At 24.2% G+C, this 19,696-nt stretch carries 16 protein-coding genes and 1 pseudogene; 1 reads left to right on the forward strand and 16 read right to left on the reverse strand.

Annotated features, from left to right (window positions below; all coding sequences use genetic code 11):
- Positions 1 to 15: 15 nt before the first annotated feature.
- The 5 genes from D8S97_RS03190 to D8S97_RS01490 form a co-directional block, all read right to left on the reverse strand.
- Positions 16 to 1,935, reverse strand: a complete 1,920-nt coding sequence (locus tag D8S97_RS03190) for an exodeoxyribonuclease V subunit gamma (protein WP_261789592.1) — start codon at positions 1,933 to 1,935, stop codon at positions 16 to 18.
- Positions 1,936 to 1,995: 60 nt separating this feature from the next.
- Positions 1,996 to 2,847 carry a small-conductance mechanosensitive channel MscS gene (gene mscS, locus D8S97_RS01475; RefSeq protein ID WP_158361132.1) on the reverse strand — a complete coding sequence of 284 codons (852 nt, stop codon included), beginning with the start codon at positions 2,845 to 2,847 and terminating at the stop codon, positions 1,996 to 1,998.
- A gap of 152 nt (positions 2,848 to 2,999) precedes the next feature.
- Complete coding sequence (gene fbaA / locus D8S97_RS01480; protein ID WP_158361133.1) at positions 3,000 to 4,082, reverse strand: class II fructose-bisphosphate aldolase; 1,083 nt, start codon at positions 4,080 to 4,082, stop codon at positions 3,000 to 3,002.
- Positions 4,083 to 4,133: 51 nt separating this feature from the next.
- On the reverse strand, positions 4,134 to 5,300 hold the full coding sequence (locus D8S97_RS01485; RefSeq protein ID WP_158361134.1) for a phosphoglycerate kinase: 1,167 nt from the start codon (positions 5,298 to 5,300) through the stop codon (positions 4,134 to 4,136).
- Between the two features lie 26 nt (positions 5,301 to 5,326).
- Complete coding sequence (locus tag D8S97_RS01490) at positions 5,327 to 5,917, reverse strand: YhgN family NAAT transporter (RefSeq protein ID WP_158361135.1); 591 nt, start codon at positions 5,915 to 5,917, stop codon at positions 5,327 to 5,329.
- A 322-nt stretch (positions 5,918 to 6,239) separates the two neighbouring features.
- Between D8S97_RS01490 and asd the strand changes: the two genes are divergently transcribed.
- Positions 6,240 to 7,352: an aspartate-semialdehyde dehydrogenase gene (gene asd / locus D8S97_RS01495; protein WP_186821886.1), complete on the forward strand. Its 1,113-nt coding sequence runs from the start codon at positions 6,240 to 6,242 to the stop codon at positions 7,350 to 7,352.
- 102 nt (positions 7,353 to 7,454) lie between these two features.
- Here the strand turns inward: asd and tusA are convergent, their stop codons facing one another.
- From tusA to lysS, 11 genes and pseudogenes are all read right to left on the reverse strand, one after another.
- Positions 7,455 to 7,691, reverse strand: a complete 237-nt coding sequence (tusA, locus tag D8S97_RS01500) for a sulfurtransferase TusA (protein WP_158361137.1) — start codon at positions 7,689 to 7,691, stop codon at positions 7,455 to 7,457.
- A gap of 52 nt (positions 7,692 to 7,743) precedes the next feature.
- Positions 7,744 to 8,385, reverse strand: coding sequence for a nicotinate-nucleotide adenylyltransferase (gene nadD, locus D8S97_RS01505; protein WP_158361138.1), 642 nt, complete (start codon positions 8,383 to 8,385; stop codon positions 7,744 to 7,746).
- A gap of 8 nt (positions 8,386 to 8,393) precedes the next feature.
- A complete protein-coding gene (holA, locus tag D8S97_RS01510) occupies positions 8,394 to 9,416 on the reverse strand; it encodes a DNA polymerase III subunit delta (protein WP_158361139.1) in 1,023 nt (340 codons plus the stop codon).
- Positions 9,417 to 9,451: 35 nt separating this feature from the next.
- The gene (gene leuS / locus D8S97_RS01515) at positions 9,452 to 12,037 is read right to left on the reverse strand and encodes a leucine--tRNA ligase (protein WP_158361140.1); all 2,586 of its coding nucleotides are present in this window, start codon (positions 12,035 to 12,037) and stop codon (positions 9,452 to 9,454) included.
- 290 nt (positions 12,038 to 12,327) lie between these two features.
- The gene (corC, locus tag D8S97_RS01520) at positions 12,328 to 13,203 is read right to left on the reverse strand and encodes a CNNM family magnesium/cobalt transport protein CorC (protein WP_158361141.1); all 876 of its coding nucleotides are present in this window, start codon (positions 13,201 to 13,203) and stop codon (positions 12,328 to 12,330) included.
- Between the two features lie 85 nt (positions 13,204 to 13,288).
- A complete protein-coding gene (ybeY, locus tag D8S97_RS01525) occupies positions 13,289 to 13,645 on the reverse strand; it encodes an rRNA maturation RNase YbeY (RefSeq protein ID WP_315968480.1) in 357 nt (118 codons plus the stop codon).
- A 126-nt stretch (positions 13,646 to 13,771) separates the two neighbouring features.
- Positions 13,772 to 15,094, reverse strand: a complete 1,323-nt coding sequence (gene miaB / locus D8S97_RS01530) for a tRNA (N6-isopentenyl adenosine(37)-C2)-methylthiotransferase MiaB (RefSeq protein ID WP_158361143.1) — start codon at positions 15,092 to 15,094, stop codon at positions 13,772 to 13,774.
- 62 nt (positions 15,095 to 15,156) lie between these two features.
- The gene (gene thyA, locus D8S97_RS01535; protein ID WP_158361144.1) at positions 15,157 to 15,951 is read right to left on the reverse strand and encodes a thymidylate synthase; all 795 of its coding nucleotides are present in this window, start codon (positions 15,949 to 15,951) and stop codon (positions 15,157 to 15,159) included.
- Positions 15,952 to 15,971: 20 nt separating this feature from the next.
- Positions 15,972 to 16,809: pseudogene (gene lgt / locus D8S97_RS01540) on the reverse strand (prolipoprotein diacylglyceryl transferase).
- A gap of 52 nt (positions 16,810 to 16,861) precedes the next feature.
- Complete coding sequence (gene lysA / locus D8S97_RS01545) at positions 16,862 to 18,109, reverse strand: diaminopimelate decarboxylase (protein ID WP_158361145.1); 1,248 nt, start codon at positions 18,107 to 18,109, stop codon at positions 16,862 to 16,864.
- A 68-nt stretch (positions 18,110 to 18,177) separates the two neighbouring features.
- Positions 18,178 to 19,689 (reverse strand): lysine--tRNA ligase, encoded by a 1,512-nt coding sequence (gene lysS, locus D8S97_RS01550; protein ID WP_158361146.1) that lies wholly within the window; start codon positions 19,687 to 19,689, stop codon positions 18,178 to 18,180.
- Positions 19,690 to 19,696 lie beyond the last annotated feature (7 nt).

Here is a 19,696-nt window from a genome sequence, read left to right on the forward strand (position 1 = left end):
GTAAATTAAAAGAATTTATATTTTTTTTTTAGGAATTTCTTGATTATCTGCTCCAATAATACATTTTATTTTGAATGGTATGTAAGATGTTAAAGACGGATGACAAAAATTTATTACACCTGGTAAGAATTTTTTTCTACTAAAGTAATTCATAGAATATAAGAATTTTCTCTTTAAAATACTTATAGGAATTTTTTTTTGATAATTAGACAACAGTGCATCATCAATCATTTTTGTCCAATTTTTATTAATAATATTGATACTATTGCCTATTTTTTTATTTTTATGAAAAAAATCATTTATAAAGCAAATAAATAATGTACGCCACGATTTAATTTTTTTTGAAAAAGATAATTTATTTCTCCATTTATCAAGAGTTTCAATAAAATTTATTAGTTTTCCTATTAATTCTGTTCTTGAAGTATTAATAGAAGTAAATGATAAAGTATTATTGCAAATTTTTTCTTCTTCATTAATTGCATAACTCATAAGTAATTTTTTAATACCATAAAACCAAGTATTTTGATTATTTTTTGGAAAAATTAAATGTTTTTTTTGTTTTTGATGAAGACCCCATCTTATATTTGATTTTTCAATCCATTCATACAAAACATTTATTTCTTCTTCTGCAATATGAAATTTATCTCTTATATCTTGAATTTCAATTAAATCTAATATTTCTTCATTACTAAAACGGATATTAGATAAATTTAGTATTTTATTAAAAACAAATAGAATTTTTTCTGTTGTATTAGAATGTTTTTTAGATATATAAAAAGGTATTTTTTCTTTTTTATTGTCAGATTTAAATATTGAGTTAATATAACTTATATAAGTATCTAACGAAAATGAGGTAACGACGATATCACTAGCTTTTAGTTTTGGATTATGATTAAATAAAGTCAATATTTTTTTATGTAAGACTTCAATTTCATGTTTTTTGTTGTAGCAAATATTGATTGATATTGAATTATCTTGTGGTAAAAAAGATCTTTTTTTTATTATACTTTCGACTTTTTTTAAACTTAAAAAATCATTTTTAATGATGTTTAGTAAATTTTTTTTATTGTTTTTTTGAAAAAAATTATTGAATTTTATTTTTTTAAATCTTTTAAAAAATAAGAAATAAAATTTTTCATATTTTTCCCATAAATTTATCAATGAATTGTTTTCTTGAAGGACATAGTTTTTTTTTATTCCTATAAAACTAGTATGAAAAAATTTTTTTTCGGAAGCGTTTATAGATAAAAAATATACATCTGTATGCGCACTTATTTTTTTAAAAATTTCCATGTACGTTGGATTTAAATTTAAAGAAGAAATAATAAAAATACGTTTTGGAAGTTTTATTTTTTCTTGTTTTATTAATAAAATAAATCTTTTTAATAAATTAGGAAAATGGCATTTTGATTGTTTAAGTTTTTCTGTATAATTTATAATTTTAATCCATAACTTTCCTTGCCATTCATCATTTGTATCGATTTTTAGTATTTTTTTTTGATTTTCTTCCCATTTATTAATCCAATTTGGTCGATATAAAATATATTTTTCATATAAACGAGCCATTAAAAATGCAAAATCAAATTTTTTTGTTATTTTATCTTTTTTTTGAATAAATTCAATAAAACAATTTTTTTCTATAATTTTCATGATTTTCCAAGTGATAATGGATTCTGAAAATATGTTATTTAATTTAATATTAGGTAAGTTTTTTTTAAATAATTTCCATATAAAAACATTAGGGTGAATTAATTTAAAATATGCAGAAATTCCTGTATTATTTGCAATAAATGTATTCAAATATTGAAATAACACTTCATTATCATTAATAATAATTTCTCTGTCAAAAATATTAAGAAGAGGTTTTTCTTTTATTATTTTGTATACTTCGGTAAATAGAATATTAATTTGGTTTGATTTATAAACGAAAAACATAAAAACCTTATTTTTAATAAAATAGAAATTTAGATGATAATCTACTCTAAATTAGAATAATTAACTTTTATTTTTTTTGTAAAGATGAACGTCTATTTGAGGATACGGAATATTAATATTATTTTTATCTAATGCTTTTTTAAACTTAGCCATTAAATCCCAATATACTGCATTCAATTCATCATTACTGCTCCAACATCGAATAATAAAATTTAAAGAAGATGGAGCTAATTCACTTAAACCAATAACAATATCGCGATCTTTCATAACTCTATCTTCATTTTCTATTACTTTTCTGAGTACTTTTGTTACTAAATCAATATCAGTATTATATGAGACACTAATAGAAAATTCATTGCGACGAGCAGGTTCTCTAGAATAGTTAATAATATTTCCAGAAATAATTTTATTGTTTGGAACTACTACAATTTTACCATCCAAGGTACGCAAAGTAGTATAAAAGATATGAATATTTAAAACTGTTCCCGCTACATTACCTAGATTAACGTATTCTCCTGTTTTTAAAGGTCTTAAAGTTACTAATAATACTCCTGCTGCAAAATTAGATAAAGAACCTTGTAATGCTAATCCAATTGCCATACCAGCCGCTCCTAATATCGCAATTACTGATGTTGTTTGTACTCCAATTCTTCCTAGTGAAGCAATAAGTGTAAAAGTAATAATAATATATCGCATTAACGCAGAGAGAAAACCAGCAATAGTAGCATCTATATGACGTGTTATTAATATTTGATTTACTCCATTAGAAACTATTTTAGCAATAAACATTCCAGAAATTAAAATTATAATCGCTGAGGTTAAATTAATTAAATATCCAAATAATAATTCTTGATTTCGTATTAACCAATTTCCTGCATGATTAATATCATTGACTACGTTTAATTCATCCATTTTTATCTCTATTTGTTTTTTATTAACATAAACAATTTTTATTAAAAAATATTAAATTATCTTAATTTTTTAAAAGAATAAATTTTTTAAAAAATTTCGGAGAATATTTTTATTTATTCCCCGTACTTAAATATAAAATTTTTTTATTTATTTTATAAAATATTAAAAGAATTAAGATTTTTAAATGTTTCTTCTAATCTTTTAGACATTGATTCTTGAGATGCTCTGATCCATGATCTAGGGTCATAATATTTTTTATTAGGTAGATTTGTGCCATTTTTATTTCCGATCTGTTGCTGTAAAAAGTCTTGATTTTTTTTATAAAAATTTAAAACTCCTTTCCAACTTGCCCATTGCATATCAGTATCAATGTTCATTTTTACTACACCATATTCAATAGATTCATGTATTTCTTTCAAATCTGAACCTGATCCACCATGAAAAACTAAATTTAATGGAAGTTGTTTGCTCAAATTATTTTTAATTCTGACATATTCTTGTGATTTTTTTAGAATATTTGGTTTAAGATTAACATTTCCAGGTTGATATACACCGTGAACATTACCAAAAGAAGCAGCAATAGTAAAATTTGTACTAATTTTTCTTAATTTTTTAAATGCATAATTAACTTCTTTCGGCTGTGTATAAAGTAGTTTTTTATCTATTTTGCTATTGTCTATACCGTCTTCTTCTCCTCCTGTACATCCTAATTCAACTTCTAACATCATATTCATTTTTTTGATTTTTTTTAAATAATTGCTACATATAGAAATATTTTCTTCTAAATTTTCTTTTGATAAATCAATCATATGAGAAGTAAAAAGCGGTTTTCCAAAATTTTTATAGTGTTTTTTACCTTCTTCTAGTAGTCCATCAATCCATGGTAGCATTTCTTTAGAACAGTGATCTGTATGAAGTATGACGGGAATTTCGTAGTATTTTGACATTAAATGCACGTGTTGAGCACCTGATATAGATCCTTGAATAGCTTGATTTTCTTGATTTTTTAAAGATTTTTTCTTATAACCTGCAATAAAAGAAGAACCTCCATGAGAAAACTGTATAATAACTGGAGATTTTACTCTAGAAGCAGTTTCTAAGACTGTATTTATTGAATCAGTACCTATACAATTAACAGCTGGTATGGCAAATTTCTTTTTTTTAGCTAACTCGAATATTATTTGACATTCATCACCTGTTAAAACTCCAGGTTGAATAGAATTTGAAATTTTCAATTTTTTTCCTATTATTTAAATTATTTTATTAAAAAATCAATTATTTAAAGCTTATTTATTAAAATTTTCTTCTAGCATTTTTATTGCAGGCAATGTTTTTCCTTCTATAAATTCTAAAAAAGCTCCTCCTCCTGTTGAAATATAAGAAATTTTATTTTTTATTTGAAACATGTCAATTACAGATAGTGTATCTCCCCCTCCAGCTATTGAAAATCCATTATTTTCTGCAATTGTTTTTGCAATCATTTCAGTTCCTTTTCGAAAATTAGGAAACTCGAACACTCCAACAGGTCCATTCCAAAGAATCGTTTTTGATTTTTTAAGAATTTTAATGATTTTCTTTATTGTTTTATCACCAAAATCCATAATTTCTTCATTTTTTTCAATTTGAGATGGTAGTTTTATTGTGCATTTTTCACTATAAGAAAAGTTTTTTCCGACGCGAGAATCAATTGGTATAACAATATTATTGTATTTATCACGTAATTTTTTAGCTTTTAGTATAAATTCTTGTTCATGTAATGATTTTCCAATATTATTATCAATAGCTAAAAATGTATTAGCTATACCTCCTCCAACAATTATTGTATCTGAAATTTCAACTAATTTATTTAATACATTAAATTTGGTTGATACCTTTGCACCTCCTACTATAGCTACCATAGGACGCATTGGATTTTTTAACGCTTTTTTTAAACTATTAATTTCAGATATCAAAAGAGGGCCAGCACATGCAATTTTAACAAATTTTCCAATACCATATGTTGAAGATTGCATTCTATGTGAACAGCCAAAAGCATCCATGACAAAGATATCACATAAATTAGCGTATTCTTTAGATAAATTGTCATCGTTTTTTAATTCTCCTACGTTAAAACGAACGTTTTCTAAAATTAATATTTCACCTGAGTTGATTTTAATTTTTTCTAAATAATCATCAGAAAAGTAAATTTTTGTTTCTTTTAATTTTTTCTTTAGATATTCAAAAATAGGAAATAAGGAATATTTTTTTGTATAATGCCCTTCTTTGGGACGTCCTAAGTGAGACATAATAATTACTTTAGCTTTTTTTTGAACTGCTATTTTAATAGTAGGAAGAGCCGCAAGAATTCTTGCATCAGATTGAATTATTCCATCTTTTATAGGAACATTTAAATCAGTTCTTATTAAAACTGTTTTTCCTGTTATGTTTAGCTCATTCATTTTTCTTAAATTCATAAAATAACCTTTTTTTATAAGAATTTTTAATTTTTAAACCATGCTCTTATTCCATCAAGAAACATTTGCGTGGAGAGCATTATTAATATCAGACCCATTAATCGTTCTAAAGCATTTACACCTTTATCTCCAAATAATTTTAAGAATAAACCAGATAATAACAATATTATAATTGTAAAGCACCATGCAATTAACAAAGATCCTACTAAATAAGACATATGATGCAGATACTGATGAGACAATAGCATTAATGTAGCTAATAAAGATGGTCCTGCAACTAACGGTATAGCTAAAGGAACTAAAAATGGTTCTTCGTCTGAAGAAATTCCATTGTTATTATCATCTGAGGGAAAAATCATTTTGATAGCAATAAGAAATAAAATAATTCCTCCAGATATAGAGACTGTTTCAGTTTTTAAATTAAGAACAGTAAGTATTTTTTCTCCGACAAATAAGAATATTAACATCACAAATAGAGCTATAATCATTTCTCGTATTACTACTATTCTTCTCCTTTTTGCATCTAAATGTTTTAGTATCGTCATAAAAATTGGAAGATTACCTAAGGGATCCATTATTAAAATTAGCAATATAGTCGTAGAAATTATTTCATTCATTTTAATTTATTATGTCCTTTTAAAAATGTAAAGTTTTTAACGATATGCATATTGAATAAAACATTAAAAAATTTTTTTAATATAAATATATTAATATTATTTTTTTATATATAAATCTTAATTTTAAGATAAATTTATAATTTTATAGTATATTAAAAATTTAAATAAAATTTTATTTTTTCCATAAAAAAACTACTTTTTTTAGTAAAAAGTATACAGTATTTATATTTTTTTTCGGAGGACGGAGAACTTTTACTTTAATTAAATTAATTATTAATTTTAATAAAAACTATTAATTTAAAAGTCCGTATATTAATTAATGATTAAATCTGTTGGAATAATTGGTTGGCGTGGAATGGTAGGATCAGTTTTATTAAAAAGAATGCAAGAAGAAAAAGATTTTTCAAAAATTATTCCTTATTTTTTTTCAACTTCGCAATCTGGTCAAAATGGTCCTATTATAAATAATACATTATCTAAAAATTTAAAAGATGCTTATAACATTAATTCATTACAAGAAATGGATATTATCATTACATGTCAAGGAAGTGCTTATACTGAAAAAATTTATCCACAATTAAGAAATAATAATTGGAAAGGTTATTGGATAGATGCTGCTTCTACATTACGAATGGAAAATGATTCTATAATCATATTAGATCCTGTTAACTTAAATATTATAAATAATGCATTAGATAAAGGAATTAAAACGTTTGTAGGTGGTAATTGTACTGTTAGTTTAATGTTAATGGCTCTAGGAGGATTGTTTTCAAATAATTTAATAGATTGGATTTCTGTATCTACTTATCAAGCAGCATCAGGTGCTGGTTCTCGTTATGTAGTTGAACTATTAAAACAAATGGGTTGTTTATATAGTGTTGTTGCTGAAAAATTATCAGATCAATCTTGTTCTATTCTAGATATTGAGAAAAAAGTTACTCTCGAAAGTCATAGTAAAAATTTTCCATCAGAAAATTTTTCTGTACCGTTAGCAGCTAGTTTAATACCTTGGATAGATATAGAAATGAAAAACGGTCAAAGTCGAGAAGAATGGAAAGGACAAGCTGAAACAAATAAAATTTTAGGTCTGAAAAAACAAGTATTAATTGACGGAACATGTGTTCGTATAAGTTCAATTCGATGTCATAGTCAGTCTTTTTTAATTAAATTGAACAAAGATATTTCTCTAGAGAGTATAAGAAAAATAATTGTTAATCATAACCAATGGGTTAATATTATTCCGAATCATATGCAAGAAACGTTATATAATTTAACTCCATCTGCAGTTACTGGTACATTAAATATACCAATAGGTCGATTAAGAAAATTAAGTATGGGTAATCGATATCTTTCTGCTTTTACTGTAGGAGATCAGCTATTATGGGGTGCTGCCGAGCCTCTAAGAAGAATGCTAAATTTATTAATTAATATTTAACTTCTTTTTAATTGTTCTTAATTTTTCGTTATATATTAATATACACACCAAGTGTGTATATTAATCTTTTAACTTTTTTTAGATAAATTAATATGAATTAATTTAATCAGTCTTACTAGAAGAAAATCCTTTTTTTAATAAATAGCGATAGGGTTTTACATGAATGAAATGATCGATAAGTTGATGATTCATAAAATGACAAAAATATGGAATATCTCTTTTAGTTGACGGGTCATCTGATAATACTAATACTTTTTCATTTTCTTTCATTTTTCTTATTGTTTTTCTTATAACCATAATAGGTTCGGGACATCGAAGTCCAATTAAATTTAATATAATATTTTTTTTTTCATATTTTTTCTTTTTTTAAAGAAACAAAAACAAATTTTGATTATAAATTTTTATAGAGATTCTTTGACAAAATATATTTGTCTATTTTGGAAGGTAATAATCCGAAAGAACTTTTACTTTCATAATAATTTTTTCTTATTTGCGTTGAAGAAATATTAATCATAGACATTTTTGAAAAAAAAATAAAACCATATGGTTTTTCGTGTAATAAATTAATATTTGTAATTGTATGAGATACAATCCATTTTCTTAATTTAGGATTATTTTTTTTTATATGGATTCTAGGACAAATTAATAAATGAGATAACGATAATATTTTTTTCCAATCTTTCCAAACATTTAAATTATTTAGATGATCTTCCCCTATTATAAAACATAATGATTGTAGATAACCAATTTTTTTTCTTATTTTTTTTAATGTTTCTGTAGTATAAAAAGTTGTATTTTTCTTTGTTTCTAAATAGCTTATTGTAAATAATTTGTTATTTTTAACAAATAATTTAATCATGTTTAATCTATCTATTATAGATGTTTTTGTTTTTAAACGATGAGGGGGTCCATAATTTGGAAGTAATATTATTTTTTTTATTGAAATTTCTTGTGCTAATTTTTCAGCAGAATTTATATGACCGTAATGAATAGGATCAAAATTCCCGCCAAATATTCCATATATTTTTTTCATTTTTTTTACTATTTTTTTGATATATATTTCTTTGGTGAAGATAATAATAATGTTAATGTTTTTAACTCAATCCATACAGAATTATTATATTCTTTTTTTATTTTAATTTCTATTTGTAATAGAATTCTTATTATTTTTAAAAAAATATTAAAATCAATAGAATAGAGAGCTTTGATAAAAAATTTCGATCTATTAAGCCAAATATTATTCTTTTTTAAGAAAAAATCTATATTTATTTTTTTTTCTCTTTTCATATTTAGTAATACTAATAAATCTTTTTGTAAAGATCGTATTAAAATTAGAGGATTATATTTTTGTTTAAAAAAACCATCTAATATATAGATAGCTTTTTCTACATCATTATTAAAGATTGCATTTATCCAATTTGATGGAAAAAAGATTGAAAATTGATTGATGATTTTTTTTATTTTTTCTATTTTAATAGTTTTACCAGGCCATGTAATTAAAAGGATATCTAATATTTGATACGCACATAATGTATTGCCTTCATAATATTTATGTAACAATAAAAAAGATTCTTGTGTGATTTTTAAGTTTCTTTTTTTTATTTCGTATTTTAACCAGTTTTTAAATGCCCATTCATGTGGAGTATCACAACATATAATATCGTTTTCTGACATAAGTATTTTCAATGTCGTATTTTTTTTTACAAAACTAGATAATTCATTAAATTTTAATATTATTAATGTATTTTTGCTTTTAAAAAAAGAAATGCTATTTATATTTTTAATTAAAGATAAATTTAATTTTTTTATAATAAAATTAATTATTAAAATAGTTTTTTTAAAAAATAAATTCTTTAATTGATAGAAATCAATAACTTTATTCCAGTCTGTATTTTTTTCTATATTGATAGTCTCTTTTTCTACAAATTTTTTATTTTTTGCAACACAGAATATTAATTTTTCTGTTTTGTTTAATAAAAGTGAATCTTCTCCTAATAATATATAACAACAATTTAATTGTTGAATTAATTTTTTTTTAAGTTCTTCTGGATATATAATTTTCATTTCGATAAAAATATCACTTTTATTACTTCTTATATTTAAACTACAAAATTGATTACTTTCTCAGGAATATAAATTATTTTAATTATTTTTAAATTTTTTATTTTTTTTTGAATATTTGAGTGGTTTTGTACATAAGATAAAATTTCTTCTTTATTTAAATTATTTTTAACTTCTATGGCATATCTTTTTTTTCCATTAATTTGTACAATTAAAGTATTATAATCTTTATACAAAAATCTTTTTTCAAAAGTTGGCCATTTTTCATAATCAATATAGCAATTTTTATTTAAATATTTCCATAATATAAAACAAAAATGAGGTGTAAATGGATGAAGCATTTTAATAATTGAAATTAAAGATTCCTTCATAATATATTTATCTTCTTCATTTTCTAGTTTAAAATTTGAAAGTGCATTAACTAATTCCATAATTGCTGAAATTGCAGTATTAAATGTTTTTCGACGGCTCATATCATCAGAAACTTTAAAAATAGTTTTATGCAACAAACAATAAATTTCTTTTTGTTTTTTGTTTAAAATATCTAAATTTATAGTTTTATTTATTTTTTTTATTTCAATGTAATTAAATACTAATTTCCAAGTTTTCTTTAAAAATCTATAAATTCCTTTTACACCAGATTCTCTCCATTCTAATGATGATTCTACTGGAGCAGAAAACATTATAAATAAACGAACAGTGTCCGCACCATAACGATTGATCATTACTTCTGGTTCAATTCCATTGTTTTTAGATTTAGACATTTTAATCATTCCTGCATATATAACTTCTTTCTTATTTGTATCATAAAATTTGATTTTTTCTCCTTTTAAATTTTTTTCTTTTCTTACATAAGATGGATGAATCCAATTACGTTGATTATTTTGATCAAATTGATAAAATGCTTCGCCAAGCACCATCCCTTGACACAGTAAATTTTTTACTGGTTCAGTAAATTTAACTAATTTAAAATCATGTAGTAATTTGTGATAAAATCTAAAATACATTAAATGCATAATTGCATGTTCTATTCCTCCAATATACTGGTCTACAGGTAACCAATATTGTGAGGCTATCGGATCAATCATTCCTTCTTTAAAATTCGGACAAGTATATCTTGCATAATACCAAGATGATTCCATAAATGTATCAAACGTATCCGTTTCACGGATAACATCTTGATTTTCAATTTTAATTTTAGCCCATTCAGAATTACTGTTCATAGGTGTTTGAAAAAAATCGGAATTATCTTTTATTTCTGGTAATACCACAGGTAAATTATTTTCTGGTATTGCTATAATTTCTCCATTTTTTTTTGTTGCCATAGGAATAGGTGCACCCCAATAACGTTGTCTTGATATACACCAATCTTGTAATTTATAATTTATTTTCTCTTTTATAATTTTCTTTTCTAATAGTGTTTTTTTTATTTCTTTAGTCGCATCTTCATAATTAAGATTATTAAATTTTCCAGAATTAAATAATATTCCTTTTTGAGTTGTAAATAAATTATACGATTCTGTATTTTTATATTTTTCGTTTTTAACGACGTATTTTATTTTTAAATTATGTTTTATAGCAAAGTTCCAATCATTTTGATTATGTCCTGGAACTGATATAACTGCACCAGTACCGTATTCTTTTAAAACAAAATTTGCTATCCAAATAGGTATTTTCTTATTTGTAATCGGATGAATAATAAACATGTTACTATTTATTCCCTCAAATTTTGTTTTTTCTGTATCTTCTTGAGAGAGATTATTATCAATTTGTTTTTTAATAAATTTTTTTATTTCTTTTTTTTCTTTAGAAATATATAAAGAAAATTCATGAAAAGGAGATATAGAAATATATGTTGCTCCTATTATTGTATCTAATCTAGTAGTAAATACTTTTATTTTTTTAGTACTATTTAATATGTCAAGAATGATTTCAAATCCTTTTGATCGACCAATCCAGTTTCTTTGCATATTTTTTACTTTTTCAGGCCAGTTTTCTAATTGATTTAGATCATTGTGTAAAGATTCTGCATAATCTCTAATTTTTATAAACCACTGCGGTATTTTTTTTATTATTATTTTATTTTGACATCTCCAGCAACAGCCATTTATCACTTGTTCGTTAGCTAAAACAGTTTTATCGTAAGGACACCAATTTACAAAACTATTTTTTTTATAAACTAATTTTTTTTTGTATAGTTGAATAAAAAACCATTGTTCCCAACGATAATAATCTGGTTTACATGTAGTTATTTCTCGATCCCAATCATAACTGAAACCTAACGATTGGAGTTGTTTTTTCATATATTTAATATTTTTATATGTCCAATCAAATGGTTTGGTTTTATTTTTAATAGCTGCTTCTTCTGCAGGCAATCCAAAAGCGTCCCAACCAATTGGTTGTAAAACATTTTTTCCCAACATTCTTTGATATCTTGAAATAACGTCACTAATTGTATAGTTTCTAACATGACCCATATGCAATTTTCCGGAAGGATACGGAAGCATAGGAAGACAATAGTATTTTTCTTTTTTGTTATCTTCATAAACATGGAATACTTTATTATCTTTCCAGTATTTTTGTACGTATGGTTCGATGTTTTTTGGACAATATTCTTTTTCCATAATTTTACTCGTATAAAATACATAATAGTTTAAAAAATTAATTTTTTGATAAAGACATGAATTAAATATTTTTTAATGTGATTTATTATAGACGAACAATTTTTATTAAAAAATAAGAGGATTTTTAGTTTTATCATTCTAATAAATTTTATTCATTAAATTAATGATTTTTAATTTTTTTATTGTCTTAAAAATGAAAGACGTACTGAATAGTATAATTTTATTTTAATTTTTAATAAAAATAATTTTGTAGATAAAATATATAAATATAGTCCTTATTTTTATAGTCCTTATTTTTCTAATTTTTTTGGGATTTTATTTTCTGGAATAGTGACATGTACTTGTATAACTTTTCGACTATCAGCTATAGAAACTTTAAAATTATATCCGTTAATATTAATATTATCTCCCCTGCTTGGTAGATGTCCAAAAGCTTTCATAACTAATCCACCAATTGTATCAACTTCTTCGTCACTAAAATTAGTTTCAAAAGTACTATTAAATTCACTTATTTCTGTAAGTGCTTTAATAGAAAATACACATTTTTTTAATTGTCTAATATTTACTTTTTCTTCATCATCGTATTCATCTTGAATTTCTCCTACAATTAATTCAAGAATATCTTCTATTGTAACTAATCCTGAAACAGCTCCAAACTCATCTATTACTATAGCCATATGACTTCGTTTTAGGCGAAATTCTTTGAGCATTCTATCTACAGATTTGCTTTCAGGAACTACGACAGCAGATCTTAATATGTTTTTTATACAGAATATATCTTTTGAATTTTTCATAAAAGGTAGTAAATCTTTTGCGATCAAAAATCCTTCTACATAATTTTGATCTCTGCTCATTACAGGAAAACGTGAATGTGCAGATTCAATTATAATATCAAGACATTTATTAAGATTATAGTTTAATTTTAATGTTATCATTTGTGTTCTTGGTATCATAATATCTTTGATTCTTTTTTTTGCAATATGCATAACACCTTCTAACATATCACAAGTATCTTGATCAATTAATTCGTTTTGTTCTGAATCACGAATTAATACTAACAGTTCTTCTCTGTTTTTTGGTTCATCGTGAAAAATATGATTCAGTAAAATAGAAAAAAAACCTTTTCGATTAATTTTATCTGTACTCTGTGTATCTTTGTTGCTCATAGTGTTATAATTATCTATTTTTAAAATATATTTTTACTATTCTATAGGTAGAAAGAGATAGGTTGAAATATTTTTTGTAAAAAAATTAGAAATTTTTTATAAAATATGGTTTTTCATAATCTAAAGATAACATTATTTTATTTTCTATTTTTTCCATAATGTTCTTTTCTTTTTTATTTTTATGATCATATCCTAAAAGATGTAATGTTCCATGTATTATCATATGCGCCCAACGTGATTCTAATTCTTTATTATATTTTAATGATTCTTTTTCAATTATGTTTTTGCATAACACAAGATCTCCTAATAAGTTTTGATTTTTATTTATAGAAAAATCCAATTGAAAAGATAAAATATTTGTTGATTCATTTTTTCCTCTATATTTTAAATTTAGATTTTTTATTTCTTTTTCATCAACAATTCTGATCGTAATTAAATTAATATTTTTTTTTTATATAAAACTTTTTTTATCCATTTTTTGAAAATATATTTTTTTGGTATATTTTTAGTGTTTTTACAATTTTTTTGAATTGTTAAGACAATCTTATTTGTTTTTTTCATATGATTTTTAAAGTAATTCACCTTTTAACGAATGAGTGTGGATTTTCTTTATTTTTATCTTAATAAATTTTCCAATTGTATTATGTGATCCTCTAAAAGTGACAATTCTATTGTTTTCTGTTCTTCCATATAATTCCATAATATTTTTTTTTGATACACCTTCTACTAAAACAGATTGTGTACTTTCTAACATTTTTCTACTCCAGGACATAGTTTGTTTGTTGATGCAATTTTGTAAGATATGTAAGCGTTTTTTTTTCTCTTTTAAATCAATATTATCTTCCATTTCTGAAGCCGGTGTACCTGGTCGACTAGAATATATAAAACTAAAACTCATATCAAAATTTATTTTTTTTATGAAATCGATAGTTTTTTGAAAATCTTCTTCAGATTCAGTAGGAAATCCTACAATAAAATCAGAACTAATTTGAATATTTGGACGAGCTAATATGAGTTTTTCGATAATCTTTTCGTATTCTTCTGTTGTATATGACCTTTTCATTAGTTGTAGAATTCTATTTGATCCACTTTGTACCGGAAGATGAAGAAAACTGACTAGTTTTGGTGTATCTTGATAAACTTCAATAATATCATCAGTAAATTCAAGTGGATTACTTGTTGTGAAACGAATTCTATTGATACCGTCTATTTCAGAAACTAATCGTAATAATTCTGAGAAAAAACAAATTTTCCCGTTAAAAGTACGACCTCGATATGCATTGACATTTTGTCCTAATAAATTAATTTCTTTAATGCCATTTTCAGCTAAAATTGATATTTCTAGTAAAATATCGTCAGATGGACGACTAATTTCATTTCCTCTAGTATACGGTACAACACAAAATGAACAGTATTTGTTACATCCTTCCATTATAGAAACAGAAGCTGTATATCCTGTGGTTTTAGGTTCTAAAGAATAATAATTAAATTTCTCTAATTGAGGAAAACTAATATCAATTGTAAAGTGACGTTTTTTTTCTACCTTATCAATCATTTCAGGTAATTTATGTAAAGTTTGTGTACCAAATACAATATCTACATAATTTGCTCTTTTAAAAATTTCTTTACCTTCTTGTGTCGCTACACAACCTCCTACGGCAATAATAATATCTGGTTTTTTATTTTTTAATTTTTTCCATCTTCCTAATTGATGAAAAACTTTTTCTTGAGCTTTTTCTCTTATAGAACAGGTGTTTAAAATTAAAATATCAGCTTTTTCAGCCTCTTTAGTAATTAAATATTTTTTTGTTTTTTCTAAGAATGTAGTCATCATAGATGAATCATATTCATTCATTTGACAACCCCAAGTTTTTATATATATATATTTCATTTTAATAAAATTAATCCTAGTTATTATATAAATATATTTTATTAGTATAAAATATAGTCTTCTTATACAGATATTTTTCCCTTGATTAAAGGATATGGGTTATATCCAATAATTTTGAAATCTTCAAAAGAATAATGGAATAATGATTTAGGTTTTTTTGAAATTATTAATTCTGGTAATTTTCGAGGTGTGCGAAGTATTTGTTTTTTTGCTGATTCAATATGATTTTTATATAAATGAACATCTCCTCCTGTCCATAAAAAATCTCCAACTTGGAGATCGCATTGTTGAGCTATCATATGTATAAGTATCGCATAGCTAGCTATATTAAAAGGTAAACCGAGAAATACGTCACAAGAACGCTGATAAAGTTGACAACTTAATTTTTTTTTTAATACATAAAATTGAAATAGTACATGACATGGAGCTAAAGACATTTTATCAATTTCTCCAACGTTCCAGCTGGATACTAATATTCTACGAGAATTAGGATCTTCTTTTATTTGTTGTAATATATTCTTTATTTGATCGATTTCTTTGCCTTCAGTTGTATTCCAACTTCTCCATTGTTTTCCATAAATTGGACCTAAATTACCAAATTCATCTGCCCAATTATTCCAAATTGATATTTTGTTTTTATTAAGATATGCAATATTCGTTTCTCCTTTAAGAAACCATAACAGTTCATGGATAATTGATGGTATATGACATTTTTTCGTTGTAATAAGAGGAAATCCTTTTTTCAAGTTAAATCTCATGTTGTATCCGAAAATAGATAATGTTCCTGTACCAGTTCGATCTTTTTTTGATTTTCCATTTTTAATTATTTTTTTTATTAAATTTAAATATTGTTTCATATTATCTCAAAAGAAAAAGGTTATTTTTTAAAAAAAGATTGACAAATTATAATACATCCAACAACAATCATTGGAATAGATAATATTTGACCCATAGTTATTATGTTTTTAAATAATCCGATTTGAGGATCTGGTTCTCGAAAAAATTCACTTATTATTCTTAATATTCCATAACTTATTAGAAATAAAGCACTTATACTACCTGTTTTTCTTTTTTTTCTAGTAAAAAAATAAATTATCAAGAATAAAAGTATACCTTCTAAAAAGAATTCATATAGTTGCGAGGGATGTCGAGGTAATACTCCGTATTCATCTAATATGGTTTGTAACTTAGGATTTTTAGAAACTATTTTTAAATCTTCTTTATATGTAGTAGGAAATAGAATAGCATATGAAAAATTTGGTGCTATTCGACCATATAGTTCACCATTAATGAAATTCCCTAATCTTCCTGCCCCTAATCCAAAAGGTACAATTGGAACTATAAAATCAGATATTTTTAATATTTTAATATTTTTTTTTAAAGAAAAGTAATACATGGCCATTATTGCTCCTATCAATCCTCCATGAAATGACATACCACCTTCCCAAATGTGCAGTGAGCATAATATATTTTGAGAAAAATATGAAAAATTGTAAAAAATTATGTATCCTACTCTACCTCCAATGCATGAACCTAAAAAAATAATATATAATAGTTTTTCTATCTTTTCTTTATCTGATTTTTTTTTTATATTTTTTTTTTCCATACCATAGAGCAAATATAAAACTTATGAAATACATAAAGCCATACCAGTGAGCTTTGAAAGAACCAATGGAAAAAATAATAGGATTGATATTTGGAAAATTAATATACATGTAATTTTATTACATCCTTTATTATTTAAATTGTATTTTTCTATAAAAAATTTTATTTTTCTAAATTTAATAATTCTTCAATTGTTTGTCGTCTTCGAATAGTTTTGAAGGTATTATTTTCTATCATTATTTCTTGAATAAGCGGTCTTGTATTATAATTAGAGGACATTGAAGCACCGTAAGCACCTGTATCATGAAAAATTAAGTAATCTCCTATTTTTAATATTGGTAATTTTCTAGTTTCTATAGTTCCACCTTCTTTTTGTGTAAAAATATCGCCTGATTCGCATAAAGGGCCGCCTATAATTGTATCTATTGTATCTCTTTCGTTTATATTTCGATTGTGTGCAGATACAACAGATACGTGATGATAACTTCCATACATAGTTGGACGCATAAGATCGTTGAAACCAGCATCAATTAAGACAAAATTTTTATTTCCCATTTTTTTAATTGCTCTTACTTGTGCAATTAAAATTCCTGATTCTGCTACTAAAAATCTACCTGGTTCAATTTCTAATTGAATTGGTGTATTTAAAAAGCTAGATATTTTTTTTCTTGCTTCATCCCAAATTTTAAAGTATTTTTTCGTATTAATAGGTTTTTCATTAAATTTATAGGGTATTGGTAATCCACCTCCAGCTGAAATAGATGATATTTTTTCATTTATTTTAATTGCATGTTCGACCATGGCTTGACTTACCTTTTTTAGGTGTTCATAGTTAACTCCTGAACCAATGTGCATATGTAAACCTATTAGCTTTAATTTATGTTTTTTTATAATAGGTATAGCTAAATTAGGATTCCAAATTCCATGTTTACTATTTTCTCCTCCAGTATTGGTTTTTTTACTATGTCCATGTCCGAATCCTGGGTTGATTCTCAACCAAACATGATGACCGGGGGAACGTTTACCTAATTGTTCTAACATATCTATTGATCCTGCATTCACTGGTATTTTAAGATCAACTATCTTAGATAAAGTTTCTTCATCAAAAAGATCTGCCGTGAAAATTATTTCGTTAGAATTAGGTTTAAATCCAGCTGCTAAAGCTCGTTCTATTTCACCTAATGAAACTGCATCTATTTTTAGATTGTTTTTTTTCATTAAATGTAATATATGAATATTTGAACACGCTTTTTGAGCAAATCTAATAATATCAAATTCTTTTAATAATTTTATTTTTTTATAGATAATATTCGAATCATAAACCCAAAAAGGGGATTGAAATTTTTTTATTAATATTTGAATATTATTAAAATTAAGATTTGTTTTAGTTTTTTTTAATAATTCTGGCATTTTTTTTCCTATTTAATTATTTTACAATGGAATAATTTATGTAAAATAAATTTCTAAAAAATTAAAAATTATTTTTTAAATGAACGCAATGTTGGAAATAAAATAACATCGCGAATGCTCATTTGATTTGTTAGTATCATAATCAAACGATCGATTCCAATTCCTAAACCGGAAGTAGGAGGCAAACCGTATTTTAATGCTTCTATATAATTTTCATCATAAAATATATCTTTATTTTTTTCTTTTTCTGCTATTTTCATTTGATTTAAAAACCTATTTTTTTGGTCTTCTGGATCGTTTAATTCAGAAAATCCATTTCCGATTTCATATCCAGCAATAAACAACTCAAATCTATCTGTCACATTAGAATTAAAATCATTACGTCTGGCTAGAGGAGAAACTTCTACTGGGTACTGAGTAATAAAAGTCGGTTGAATGAGTTTTTTTTCTACTGTTTTTTCGAAAATTTCATTTTCTATATAACCTATACTCCAACTTTCTTTTATTTCTATACCAATATTATTTGCAATTTTTTTAATTTTTTTTAAACTATTTAAATCTGACAAACAAATATCTGAATTAAATTTTAAAATCGATTCTTTCATTGTTAATTTTTTAAAAGGAAGATTAAAATTTAAGCAATATTTGTTATATTGTATTTTATTTTTTCCAAAAAGTAATTTTGTTATGTTTTTTAGTAAATTTTCAGTAAAATTCATCATATCTTCATAATTAGAATAAGCCATATATGCTTCCATCATAGTAAATTCTGGATTATGTCGAGAAGACACCCCTTCATTACGAAAATTTCTATTTAGTTCAAAAATACGTTCAAAACCGCCTATAATTAGTTGTTTTAAATATAATTCGGGCGCTATTCGTAAGTACATTTCTTTGTTTATTTCATTATGATAAGTAACAAACGGTCGAGCTGTAGCTCCACCAGGAATATTATGCAACATAGGAGTTTCTACTTCTAGAAAGTTATTTTCTACCATAAAATCTCGAATTAATCTGATTATTTTAAAACGATTTTTAAAAATATTAAATAATTTACTATTACTAATTAAATCTAAGTATCTTTTTCTATAACGTTTTTCTTGATTAGATAATCCGTGGAATTTATCAGGTAAAGGTCTTAAAGATTTAGTTAATATTGTTAATTTTTTACCGAAAATAGTTAATTCTCCTGTTTTTGTTTTAAACAACACTCCCTGTATACCTAAAACATCTCCAATATCCCATTTTTTAAAATGATTTTTATAGAATTCAGATCCAATTTCTTTTTCCCTAGTATAAATTTGTATTTTTCCTACCATATCTTGTAGTGTAAAAAAAGATGCTTTTCCCATAGTTCTTCTTTGTATCATACGACCTGCGATAAAAACTTCAATATTTAATATTTTAAGTTCATTAATTGTTTTATCTTTATATTCTTGATATATTTTTATAGAATTAGTATTTCTTTTAAAATTATTTGGAAAAGAAAATCCATTTTTTTTCATATTAATTAATTTTTCTTTTCTTGTTTTTTTTTCATTGTTAAAAGTATTGCTACTTAAATCTGTTTTTTTAATCATTTTATTT

This window comes from Buchnera aphidicola (Rhopalosiphum maidis) (assembly GCF_003671935.1).
Classification (GTDB): domain Bacteria; phylum Pseudomonadota; class Gammaproteobacteria; order Enterobacterales; family Enterobacteriaceae; genus Buchnera; species Buchnera aphidicola_AL.